This is a genomic window from Streptomyces sp. NPDC052107 (assembly GCF_040680215.1).
Taxonomy (GTDB): Bacteria; Actinomycetota; Actinomycetes; order Streptomycetales; family Streptomycetaceae; genus Streptomyces.
Genome location: NZ_JBFAWG010000046.1, coordinates 49151 through 61299, shown reverse-complemented (window position 1 = coordinate 61299; position 12149 = coordinate 49151). Strand labels below are relative to the sequence as shown.

Here is a 12149-nt window from a genome sequence, read left to right as displayed (position 1 = left end):
CGCCAATGCCGCTGGCAGCGCCCGTCACGATCGCGGTGCCTGCTTCCTGCCTACCGTTCATGCTGTGGTTGCTGCGACGCCGGCGGCCCCGTCAGTTTCCTCCTCCCGATCGATGGGCGCCGCATCTGGGATGCGCCTGGGCCACCACACACGCCATCTCCTCGGCGGTGACCAGGCGGGCGATTGCCGGCGGCGACACCGATCACCGGGCGCCCGGTCGCGGCCGCGAGGCAATCCGCGGCCTTGGCCAAGACGCCCTTGTCGCGGGCGACCAAGGCCACGCCCGCGCCCTCGGCGGGAGCGCCTGGGCGCACGCCAGTCCGATGCCGCGCCTGCCACCGGTGACGATGGCGTGTCGTCCGGTCAGATGCAGGTCCATGGGAAACCGCCCCGTTGGGCTGCGGAGGCACGCAGCGCTGCATGCCGCTTGACGCCGGAAGCCTGTTGCTTTCTGTTCCACCAGTCAACGACGGTGGGGCCGCAACCGGTTCCCCCGCTGACATCGCTTCAGTGGCCGGCCCGATGCCCTGGCGCCGCGCCGGGCACCGGCAACATCGGCAGCGGCCGTATGAAGGCGAACACGCTCGACACGGCGAGGTGGGGCGGTCGCAACAGCACGATCCACCAGCCTGGCACGCCCACCCCACGATCACTCGCCGTTCGCGACCTTCTGCAGGTCGCAGACCTTGGATGGGTTTTTCGGCGCCCGTAAGGGCCGCAGACCATACCACCAAGGAAATTGCAGAGTTCAGGCTAGAAGTTGCAAGGACTTGCGTGATTTATTCCCATCACATGCTGACGATCCCCAGACCCCGGCGCGGCATCCGCCGCGCCGGACGCCGACTGGCGGTGGCCGCGGTCGGCGCGACGTGCGTGTCCGTCTTACCGGGCCGCCGCCGCTCAGGAGGCGCCGCCGTCCGAGGCGCCCGGGCCGGCCCGACGGCCCCCGCTCCCCGGCAGGCGCAGGCGGCAGCGAGCGCGGCGGTGGGTGCGACGACGCCGTTCTCGGTCTACGAGGCCGAGGTGGGAACGCCCGGCGGGGGTGCCGCCGTCCGGTCGCTGACCTCGGCGCCGACGACACGGTACTCAGGCGCCGCCTTGGAGGCTTCGGGCCATGTCTATGTCCACCCGGGTGTCGGCGTACACCCGAACGTGCACCGGTCGGTACAGCCCAAGGCGCACCACTTTCTCAGAGCTTCGAGCCGGTGGGGGCGCCGTGGCCACCCGCTTCGTCAGGATGCGGGACAGGAATCGCCGTCAAGGGCGCCCTACGGGCGTCGCCATGCGATGGGGCTTCGCCCCACCCTTGACCGCGGCCCCTGTCCCGGAGACGGCTGGCTATCGGGTGGCCCCGGCGCTCTGGAGTACGGCGCATTGTGCACGTTCGCGTGTACCGGGTGGTGCACTCACAAGTGAACGTCGGCACCGGGCGGCACGGGCCGCTCGGTGCAGTGGACGAACACTACCGGGCAGCCGATCTCCTTCATCAACGTCCGCGCCGGCATCCCGGATTCGGTGTCCGGCGGTGTCACCGGGTCGGGTGCGGGCAGCATTTGGGGCTGCGCGGAGGAGTCTTGGCGACCGTGACGCCCTCGCCGGCGAAGACGGCATCGAAGGCGGCGGTGAACTTCGCGTCCCAGTCGCGGATCTCAGGTGGGTGAAGTCGGCGGCGCGGTCGCCGATCTGCCAGAGCGTGTGCCGGGCCTGTCGGGTGGCCCGGACGGCGGTGGGGTGGGTGGTGAGGCCAGCCGTAGGTGGCCGGGTGGGAGACTGATCTGGTGACGCAGGGTGAGATCTCCGTGTCCTCGTCCCGGTCGCTGATGGGCGGCAGGCCCAGCACGGCGGACGCGTTCGTCACGGTCAGGTGAGCAAGTTGGAGCAGTACGACCGCCCAACATGCCGGGGTGATCGCCAGCCGCGCGAGAGTACCGATCGCGTCCGGACGCGAGACCCTGCACATCCCGCACACCGGCTCCCACCCGGGCGGATGAGGTTTTCAGCAAGGGCAGCCGCCAGGAGGCGCCGATCTGCTGGAACGAGCCGAACGAAACCGGGTTGCCCCGCACGGCTCGTCTCGAGCGGCCCATGGAGCGCGCCTGTTCCGTCGCCTCGGTTCTGAAGGGGTGTCGCCGGGCGTCGAACGCAGGTACCCGCTGTCCGGACACACGGGTTCACGGTTGGTGGCAAGTGGTGCCCGAACCACCCTGGCCGGCCCGGTGCTGGATGCCGACCTCGGGGCGTCACATGAGATCTTGCAGGCAGCATTTTGATTCTGCAAAGTTCTATCCAGTTATTGCGCGCATGAGTCAAGGATATTACGGTCCCCTTGCGTCGTAACCACCCGCACCTCCCTCCACTCCCCCCACCTCCCCCCGTCTCCCCCCGTCTCCCATTGAGCCGCTTTGCCGACCACGGTCCATCGGTCGGCGAGGTGTCTTGCTGTGCGCTGGACTGCGTCGATCGCTTGGGTTCTCGCTTGTTCCCTGTCCTTCCCTCTCTGGCGGCGCCAGCGGCATAGATCCGGCATTTCGTGATGAAAAGAGTGATAAGTGTTCCATTCCATCCGAAATCTGAGGCGAGCCCTCGTCTGGGCAGTCAGCGCCGCGATGCTGGCTGCCTTCGGCGTCCTCGCTCTGGCTGGCCAACCGGCTTGGGCGGCCGCTGCTGCCACTGGCGGCAGCGGCGCGAGCCTGCCCTACGTGGAGGTGCAGGCTGAGAACTCCGCCACCAACGGCACGCCCATCGGCCCGAGTTACACCCAGGGCCAGTTGGCTGACGAGGCGTCGTACCGCAAGGCGACGACGCTGCAGGGCACCGGCCAGTACGTCACGTTCACCACGCCGGTGGCGACCAACTCGATCAACTTCCGGTACAGCATCCCCGACACCTCAAGCGGCTCGGTCTACACCGCCGCACTGTCTCTGTACATCAACGGCGTCAAGCAGCCCGACTTCACCCTGACCAACGCCTACAGCTGGTACTACGGCAGCTACCCCTTCACCAACACGCCGGGCAGCAACCCGCACCACTTCTACGACGAGGCCCACCGCCTGTTCTCCACCACCTATCCGGCGGGAACGACCTTCAAGCTGCAGGTGGATTCGGGGGACACCGCCTCCTCGTACACGATCGACTTCGCCGACTTCGAGCAGGTCGGCTCCGCCCTGACCGCACCCTCGGGGTCGGTGTCGGTGACCAGCAAGGGCGCCGACGCAACCGGTGTGAACGACGCGACCAGCGCGTTCAACGCCGCGATCAGCGCGGCCGGTCCCGGCGGCACCGTGTGGATCCCGCCGGGCACCTACAACATCCCCGGCCACATCAGTGTCAACAACGTCACGATCGCCGGCGCCGGCATGTGGTACTCGACCGTCACCGGGACGGCACCAGGCTTCTACGGCAACTCCGCACCCTCGCCGAGCACCGACGTGCACCTGCAGAACTTCGCGATATTCGGCAACGTGCAGGAGCGCAACGACAGTGCCCAGGTCAACGGCATCGGCGGCGCGATGAGCAACTCGACCGTCTCCAGTGTGTGGATCGACCACATGAAGGTCGGTGCCTGGATGGACGGGCCGATGGACGGGCTGACGTTCAGCGGCCTGCGCATCCGTGACACCACCGCGGACGGCATCAACTTCCACGGCGGCGTCACCAACTCGAAGGTGACCAACAGCGACATCCGCAACACCGGCGACGACGGCATCGCCACCTGGGCGGACTCCGGTATCGGTGCCGACGCCAACGACACGATCTCCAACAACACCGTGTCACTGCAGATCCTCGCCAACGGCATCGCGATCTACGGTGGTCACGACAACACCGTCAGCGGCAACCGGGTGGTGGACACCGGCCTCACCCAGGGCGGCGGCATCCACGTGGGGCAGCGCTTCTCGTCGACGCCGGTCGGCACCACCACGATCTCCGACAACACCATGATCCGGGACGGCAGCCTCGACCCGAACTGGCAGTTCGGCGTGGGCGCACTGTGGTTCGACGGCAGCCAGGGCGCGATCACCGGCCCGATCAACGTGACCAACGCGCTGATCCAGCAGAGTCCGTACGAGGCCGTCCAGTGGGTCGAGGGCACCATCAGCGGGGTCAACCTCAACAACGTGACCATCGCCGGCACCGGAACCTTCGCCCTCCAGGAGCAGACCGGCGGCGCGGCCAAGTTCACCAACGTCACGGCGACCGGTGTCGGCTACTCCTCTCCGGTGTACAACTGCTCGGTCGGGAGCTTCACGGTGACCGACGGCGGCGGCAACTCCGGCATCAGCGGTACGCCGTACTGCGGAGGGTGGCCGGCTCCGGTCTACCCGCCCTACCCGGCCGAGGGCGTGACGGCCACCCCCGGCGCGCTGAACTTCGGTTCGGTCCCGAACGGTTCGACCAGCGACGCACAGACCGTGACGGTCTCCAACCCGACCAACACCGCCGCGTCCGTCTCGTCGATCTCCACCAGCGGCGACTACTCCCAGACCAACACGTGCGGTTCGTCGATCGCGGCGAACGGCTCGTGCACCGTCAGTGTGAAGTTCGCACCGACGGCGACCGGCAGCCGTAGCGGCACTCTGACCGTGAACGCGGGCGGGATCACCAACAATGTCAGCCTCTCCGGTACCGGCACCGCGCCGGGCCCGGTTCTGAACACCGACCCGGCGAGCCTGTCCTTCGACAGTACGGTGGTCGGCTCGTCGGCCACCGCGCAGACGGTGAAGGTGACGAACTCGGGCACCACATCGGCGACCGTCTCGGGCGTCTCGGTGACAGGTGACTTCAGTCAGACCAACAACTGCTCCACCCTCGCGGTCGGTGCGTCCTGCACGGTGAGCGTCGAGTTCAAGCCCACCACGGGCGGATCGCGCACCGGCAAGCTGACCGTCACCAGCAACGCCAACAACAGCCCGACCGTGGTCTCCCTGACCGGCAGCGGCATCGACAGCACCACCAACGTCGCCGCGGGGCGCCCGGCGTCGGCGAGTTCGAGCACCAGTCCGTACGTCGCCTCGAACGTCACCGACTCGGACGCCTCGACGTACTGGGAGAGCGCGAACGGTTCGTTCCCGCAGTGGGCGCAGGTCGACCTCGGCCAGAACTACAGCGTCGGCAAGGTCGTGCTCAAGCTCCCGCCGGCGACGGCGTGGTCGGCCCGCACGCAGACGCTGTCGGTGCAGGGATCCACGGACGGCTCCAGCTTCTCGACGATCAAGGCATCGGCCGGGTACACCTTCGACCCGAACGCCAACAACAACACGGCGACCATCACGTTCAACGCCGCCACGGCGAGATATGTGCGGGTGAACATCACCGCCAACACGGGGTGGAACGCAGCCCAGTTGTCGGACTTCGAGGTGTTCCCCAGTGACGGCGGCTCCTCGAACGCGACCTTGTCGGCCAGCCCGACGTCGCTGTCGTATCCCACCCAGGCACTCAACACCGCCAGCAGTGCGCAGACGGTCACGGTGACCAACACCGGTACGGCGTCCGCGACGGTCTCCGGTATCACCGTCACGGGTGACTTCTCGCAGACCAACAACTGCGGGACGTCGATCGCGGCGAACGCCTCCTGCACGGTGAACGTCACGTTCAAGCCCACCGCGTCCGGCACCCGCACCGGCGACCTCAGCATCGCCAGCAACGCGTCGAACGGCACGACCACGGTCGCGCTGACCGGCACCGGCGCCGGCACGGTGAGCAAGAACCTGGCAGCCGGCGCGGCCACCACCGAGTCCAGCCACACCGACGTGTACCCGTCGTCGAACGTGACGGACGGCAACCAGGGCACCTACTGGGAGAGTGCCAACAACGCCTTTCCCCAGTGGGTCCAGGTGGACCTCGGTTCCGCGCAGAGTGCCAGCCGCGTCGTCCTCCAGCTCCCCGCGACCTGGGGCGCCCGTAACCAGACGCTGTCCCTGTCGGGCAGCACCGACGGCTCCTCCTTCACCACCATCAAGTCGTCGGCCACGTACACCTTCGACCCCACCACCAACAACACGGTCACCATCACGTTCGCCGCGACCACCCAGCGATACGTCCGGGTGAACATCACGGCGAACACCGGCTGGTCGGCCGGTCAGATCTCGGAATTCCAGGTCTGGAACACCTGATACGACCTGATGGTGCCGCCGAGCGCAAGCCGCTCGGCGGCACCATCTCGATCCCACAGGCCCGGCCCCCACGGGGTCATGGGCGGCACCGGCCACCGAAGTCCACCCGCTTGTAGTCGACGGGAAGTCGACAGCCGACCAGGGGAGTCCAGATGGGTGTCACGCGCAGGGTCTTCTTGCAGGCCGCGATCGCGGCCACCGCGGTGGGAACCGTGGTAGCCGCCGAGACCGTACTCGCCGAACCCGCGTCAGCGGCCAGCCAGGCGGGCGACGTGGTCGGCAAGATCAGCGTCGGCTACCAGGGCTGGTTCGCCTGCATCGGCGACGGCGCGCCCATCAACGGCTGGTGGCACTGGACCCAGAACTGGGGCCAGCCGCCGTCCCCGTCGAACACCGGCATCAAATGCTGGCCCGACGTGCGCGACTACACCAAGACCTACCAGACCTCGTACGCCAACCTCGGCAACGGCCGGCCCGCCACGCTGTTCTCCTCGTACGACCAGCAGACGGTGAACACCCACTTCTTGTGGATGCAGCAGAACAGCATCGACACCGCGGCACTGCAGCGCTTCAACCCCACCGGCGGCGAGGGCCCCACCCGCGACGCCATGGCGACCAAGGTGCGCAGCGCCGCCGAGTCGTACGGGCGGAAGTTCTACATCATGTACGACGTGACCGGCTGGTCGAGCATGCAGTCCGAGATCAAGACGGACTGGACGAACAAGATGTCCGCGCACACCGCTTCCTCGGCGTACGCGAAGCAGAACGGCAAGCCGGTCGTCTGCATCTGGGGCTTCGGCTTCAACGACAGCAATCACCCCTTCACCGCCGACGCCTGCCTTGACGTCATCAACTGGTTCAAGAGCCAGGGTTGTTACGTCATCGGTGGCGTCCCGCGCGAATGGCGGACGGGCACCGGGGGCTCACGGGCCGGCTATCTCGGCGTCTACCACGCCTTCAACATGATCTCACCGTGGATGGTCGGCGCCATCGGCAATGTGTCGGACGCCGACAACGCCTACAACACCTACACCGTCGGCGACCAGGCCGACTGCAACGCCAACGGTATTGACTATCAGCCCTGTGTCCTGCCTGGCGACGTTTCCGCCCGGCAGCGAGCGCACGGCGACTTCATGTGGCGGCAGTTCTACAACATGGTGCGGGCCGGGGTGCAGGGCATCTACATCTCGATGTTCGACGAGTACAACGAGGGCAACCAGATCGCCAAGACCGCCGAGACACAGGCATGGGTGCCCACCAACTCCGGCTTCCTCGCCCTCGACGAAGACGGCACCGCCTGCTCCTCCGACTACTACCTTCGCCTGACCGGAGACGGCGGCCGCATGCTCAAAGGCCAGATAGCGCTGACCGCCACTCGCCCGACCCAGCCGATCGTCTCCACCGGCGGCGACACCACACCGCCCACCGCGCCGAGTGCCCTGAACGCCACCGGGCACACCAGCAACTCCGTCTCGCTGGCCTGGAGCGCTTCGACCGACTCCGTCGGCGTCACCGGCTACCGGGTCTTGCAGGTGTCCGGCTCGACCAGCACACAGGTGGGCACCACCAGCGCCACCTCGTTCACTGTCGCCGGACTCAGCGCGTCCACCGCGTACACCTTCGACGTCGTCGCCCTCGACGCGGCGGGAAACGTCTCGCAGCCCTCCAACCAGGTCACCGTCACCACTGACCCCCCCTCCAGCACCACGAACCTCGCCCTCCACCGCCCCACCTCGGAGAGCAGCCACACCCAGACATACGCCTCGGGCAACGCGACCGACGGCGACGCCAACACCTATTGGGAGTCCGCCAACAACGCCCTTCCGCAGTGGCTCCAGGTCGATCTGGGCGCCACCACCGGCGTCAAGAGGATCGTCCTCAAGCTTCCCCCGGCGACCGCCTGGGCCACCCGCACCCAGACCATCTCCGTCCAGGGCAGCACGGACGGCGGCACCTTCGCCCAGCTTCTCGCCTCGGCCGGCTACACCTTCGACCCGGCGACCGGCAACACCGCGACCCTCACGCTTCCCTCCACCGTCGCCACCCGCTACGTACGACTCACCTTCACCGCAAACACCGGCTGGCCGGCCGGGCAGGCCTCGGAGTTCCAGGTCTTCGGCGTCTGACGCCTGGCTGTGAACCGCCCCGGCCCATTGCCGGACGGGGCGCGTGAAACGGGCATCCGCGGCCTCTCGTTCTGCCCACTCTGCGACGGTGAACGGAGCAAGGTCGATTTCACTCTGTGGGAGACCGGAGGCCCGGCTGACTCCCTGCCACTGGCTGGGGCCGTCTGAACCTGAAGGGCGGCGTCGTGATGGCGCGACCCGTTCCTGTCCCACCTGTGCTGGTCCGCATGCTGCGGGAACACATCGAGCACTTCGGTGTGGCGTCGGACGGGCGCGTGTTTCGTAACGCGGCCGAAAGCTACATCGACGCCTCGGCGTACGGCATAACGTGGCGCCGAGGACATGAGGCGGCGCTGACTCTGGAGGAGCTGGCCCTCGAACTGGCGCAGCGCCGTACGAGTTGCGCCATGCGGGCATCTCCTTCTGGCTGGCCGTCGGCGGCGGTCCAGCCGAGTGCGCGCGCCGAGCGGGGCAGAGCATCCAGGTGCTCTTCCGTTGATACGCCAAGTTCCTCGCCGAGCCACGTCACCACGCGAACTGTCCGGTGGTACAGCTGTCGCACCGCCGTTGACCAGCGCGAACGTGGCTCGTGGCCGCGACTGCCCGGCCGATGGCCTGCGCATGGTCCGGATCCCTTGCTGCGGGGCCGCCAGGACGGCACGCTTCAACCGTCCGTCCGCCCCCGACTGTCGCCTCCGAGCGCACCGCCCGGCCGGAGCATCTGGCTCGCAGCCAGCTCGCGATAGAGGGCACTGCCGGCGAGCAACTCCTCGTGGCGTCCGCCGGCGGCGGTGCGGCCGTCCTGCAGCACCGCGATGTGGTCCGCGTGCTGCACGGTGGACAGGCGGTGGGCGATGACCAGCAGGGCGCACTCTTGGGAGATGTCCTTCATAGCGGTGGTGAGCGCCGACTCATTGATCGCGTCCAGGTGGGAGGTGGGCTCGTCCAAGAGGAGCAGCGAGGGGCGGGCCAGCAACGCGCGGGCGAGGGCGACGCGCTGGCGTTCGCCGCCGGAGAGGGTGCTGCCGCGTTCGCCGATGACAGCGGCCAGGCCGCCGGGCAGCCGGTCAACAACTTCTTCGAGGCGGGCCAGTTCGATGACGCGCCGGATCTCCCCTTCCGTGGCGTCGGGCAAGGCGTAGGCGATGTTGTCGTGCAGGGTGCCGTCGCGCCGCCTCGGCGAGCGGCCGTACCGGCTCCGGCGGTGTCCACCACCGGGTGTGCCGTCCGCTGCGGCCGTCCGCGGCGACGACCACGGCGTCCTGCGGGGGGAACGGCGGTGATCTGGCGTGGCTCGACCTCCTGCTGCTGCTTCTGGTCGCCGTCATCGTGGCACGAGCCGGCGGCGCAGGTCGTCGGCTTCGATCGGGCAGCAGCCGACGACGGCGACGCGGGCGCTGCCGGTGTCAGCCGTGAGGACCTCCTGGTCGTGCCAGCGGCCGACCAGCCAGGGCCGGCCCGACGTATGTGCGAGGGTCCGGCTTCCGGGGCGGGCGAAGGAGCGGGCCACGGCGGCCGCGGCTGCACGGTCCGGGAAGACCGCCTCGCCGGGGCCCGGCCCCGCACTTTCGTGCAGTTCAGTCATGACGTCGGGTCAAGGACCGTCGGTCGTCAGTTCTTGCTCAGGATCAGCCGGTCGTGACCGTGGGGCTGCAGGAGCCCCGTCTCCTTCCGGAAGGTGCCGAGCCGGACGAGCGTAGGTGCCTCGTATGCCTTCTTCATGACAACCCCTCACATCACATGCGCGTTTCCCGACCGCCTCCGTGACCGACGGCGCAGGGACTTGCCGAGGTGCTGTCGGTCGGCCCCGGGCACATCGGGAACCCGGGCCAGGAAGCAGGCGCAGCAATAGCTAGCTGCAAAGCGTGAGATCCGGGCAAGAGCCTTTGCGAAGCTCGGATAATATGCAAACTCCGAATCACTGGGGTTGTGCGCCCCGCTCGTTTTGGTGGTTGTCGGCGCGGCATCGTTGTGCGATCCGGGTGTGCGCATGCTCGAATAATCGTTTTGACATGCGCCCTGGCAGTTGCTCGCGGCCCCTGCCAGACGCCCCTTACGGCGACCATAGGCGGCGCCGGGCGCGGTCCACGCCCCTGGGCCTGCTCCCTTTCCTGTCGCTCCGCTCCGAAGCGTTCCCCAGACGTCTCACCGGCGGCCGCCTTCAGACGTAGAGGAACAACGAGAGCGCATTGTCAGCAGCGCACTGCCAGGAGAGCGAGACGCCCGCCTCGCCGGCATCGCATTCTGGTCGGCCTTCGGCGTCGACCTCGCGGAGTGCGCGCGCCAAGAAGGGCTCCTGACCGGTAGCTTCCCTGGTCAGGAGCCCTTTACCGATGTCTAGAAGAAGCCCAGCTTCTTCGGCGAGTACGACACCAGAAGGTTCTTCGTCTGCTGGTAGTGCTCCAGCATCATCTTGTGCGTCTCGCGGCCGATACCGGACTGCTTGTAGCCGCCGAACGCAGCGTGCGCGGGGTAGGCGTGGTAGCAGTTGGTCCACACCCGGCCGGCCTGGATCGCACGGCCCGCGCGGTAGGCGGTGTTGGCGTCCCGGGTCCACACGCCCGCGCCGAGGCCGTACAGAGTGTCGTTGGCGATCTTGATGGCGTCGTCGAAGTCGTCGAAGGAGGCCACCGAGACGACCGGGCCGAAGATCTCCTCCTGGAAGATCCGCATGCGGTTGTCGCCCTCGAAGATGGTCGGCTGGACGTAGTAGCCGCCCTTCAGCTCGCCGTCGTACTCGATGCGCTCACCGCCGGTGAGGACCTTCGCGCCCTCCTGCCGGCCGATGTCCAGGTAGGAGAGGATCTTCTCCAGCTGGTCGTTGGAGGCCTGGGCGCCGATCATCGTGTCGGTGTCGAGCGGGTGGCCCGGCTTGATCTGCCGGGTGCGTTCCACGGCCGCCTGCAGGAACTCCGCGTAGTGGCCGCGCTGGATCAGCGCCCGGGACGGGCAGGTGCACACCTCGCCCTGGTTGAGCGCGAACATGGTGAAGCCCTCGAGCGCCTTGTCGCGGAAGTCGTCGTCGTGCGCCCACACGTCGTCGAAGAAGATGTTGGGCGACTTGCCGCCGAGCTCCAGGGTGACGGGCTTGATGTTCTCGGAGGCGTACTGCATGATCAGCCGCCCGGTCGTGGTCTCCCCGGTGAACGCCACCTTCGCCACGCGCGGACTGGACGCCAGCGGCTTGCCCGCCTCCACGCCGAAGCCGTTGACGATGTTCAGCACCCCGGGCGGCAGCAGGTCCGCGATCAGGCCGACCCAGTAGTGGATGGAGGCCGGGGTCTGCTCGGCCGGCTTCAGGACGACCGCGTTGCCCGCGGCGAGCGCCGGCGCGAGCTTCCACGTCGCCATGAGGATCGGGAAGTTCCACGGGATGATCTGCGCGACGACCCCGAGCGGCTCGTGGAAGTGGTACGCCACCGTGTCGTCGTCGATCTCGCCGAGCGACCCCTCCTGCGCCCGGATCGCGCCCGCGAAGTAACGGAAGTGGTCGATCGCCAGCGGGATGTCGGCCGCCAGCGTCTCGCGGACCGGCTTGCCGTTCTCCCAGCTCTCCGCCACCGCGAGGGCTTCGAGGTTGGCCGCCATGCGGTCGGCGATCTTCAGCAGGATGTCGCTGCGCTCCGCCACCGGCGTACGGCCCCACGCCGGCGCGGCCTCGTGCGCCGCGTCCAGCGCCCGCTCGACGTCCTCCGCGGTCCCGCGCGCGATCTCGGTGAACGGCTGTCCGTTGACCGGCGACGGATTCTCGAAGTACTGCCCGCGCAGCGGCGGCACGTATTCCCCGCCGATGAAGTGGTCGTAGCGCGCCTGGTAGGAGACGATCGCGCCTTCGGTGCCCGGCGCCGCGTAACGAGTCATGCTGGTCTGCCTCCCGGTGCAGCGCTGCCCGCCGTTGGGCAGCTCTCGGGCG

At 68.2% G+C, this 12149-nt stretch carries 5 protein-coding genes and 2 pseudogenes; 2 read left to right on the top strand and 5 right to left on the bottom strand.

Translation table 11 applies throughout. The features are described from left to right. Window positions 1-1528: 1528 nt before the first annotated feature. The gene (locus AB0M27_RS32660; protein WP_365727117.1) at window positions 1529-1960 is read right to left on the bottom strand and encodes a hypothetical protein; all 432 of its coding nucleotides are present in this window, start codon (window positions 1958-1960) and stop codon (window positions 1529-1531) included. Between the two features lie 739 nt (window positions 1961-2699). On the opposite strand from AB0M27_RS32660, the gene AB0M27_RS32655 reads away from it, so the two are divergent. Both AB0M27_RS32655 and AB0M27_RS32650 read left to right on the top strand, forming a co-directional pair. Next, window positions 2700-6110 carry a choice-of-anchor D domain-containing protein gene (locus AB0M27_RS32655; RefSeq protein ID WP_365727115.1) on the top strand — a complete coding sequence of 1137 codons (3411 nt, stop codon included), beginning with the start codon at window positions 2700-2702 and terminating at the stop codon, window positions 6108-6110. 152 nt (window positions 6111-6262) lie between these two features. Then, entirely contained in the window at window positions 6263-8236 is a 1974-nt protein-coding gene (locus AB0M27_RS32650) for a discoidin domain-containing protein (protein WP_365727112.1), read from the top strand. 664 nt (window positions 8237-8900) lie between these two features. Here AB0M27_RS32650 and AB0M27_RS32645 read toward each other — a convergent pair. From AB0M27_RS32645 to adh, 4 genes and pseudogenes are all read right to left on the bottom strand, one after another. Then, window positions 8901-9401 (bottom strand): annotated as a pseudogene (locus tag AB0M27_RS32645) (ABC transporter ATP-binding protein); the annotation flags it as partial. Between the two features lie 4 nt (window positions 9402-9405). Next, a pseudogene (locus tag AB0M27_RS32640) lies at window positions 9406-9821 on the bottom strand (asparagine synthetase B family protein); the annotation flags it as partial. Window positions 9822-9847: 26 nt separating this feature from the next. Then, complete coding sequence (locus AB0M27_RS32635) at window positions 9848-9958, bottom strand: keywimysin-related RiPP (RefSeq protein WP_365727110.1); 111 nt, start codon at window positions 9956-9958, stop codon at window positions 9848-9850. Between the two features lie 615 nt (window positions 9959-10573). Beyond that, complete coding sequence (gene adh, locus AB0M27_RS32630) at window positions 10574-12097, bottom strand: aldehyde dehydrogenase (protein ID WP_365727109.1); 1524 nt, start codon at window positions 12095-12097, stop codon at window positions 10574-10576. Between the last annotated feature and the right edge of the window lie 52 nt (window positions 12098-12149).

What these genes read in the sequence shown, in the direction of transcription:
- AB0M27_RS32660 (WP_365727117.1), bottom strand. Translation starts at nt 1,960, where the DNA reads ATGTGCAGGGTCTCGCGTCCGGACGCGATCGGTACTCTCGCGCGGCTG.
- AB0M27_RS32650 (WP_365727112.1), top strand. Translation starts at nt 6,263, where the DNA reads ATGGGTGTCACGCGCAGGGTCTTCTTGCAGGCCGCGATCGCGGCCACC.
- AB0M27_RS32635 (WP_365727110.1), bottom strand. Translation starts at nt 9,958, where the DNA reads ATGAAGAAGGCATACGAGGCACCTACGCTCGTCCGGCTCGGCACCTTC.
- adh (WP_365727109.1), bottom strand. Translation starts at nt 12,097, where the DNA reads ATGACTCGTTACGCGGCGCCGGGCACCGAAGGCGCGATCGTCTCCTAC.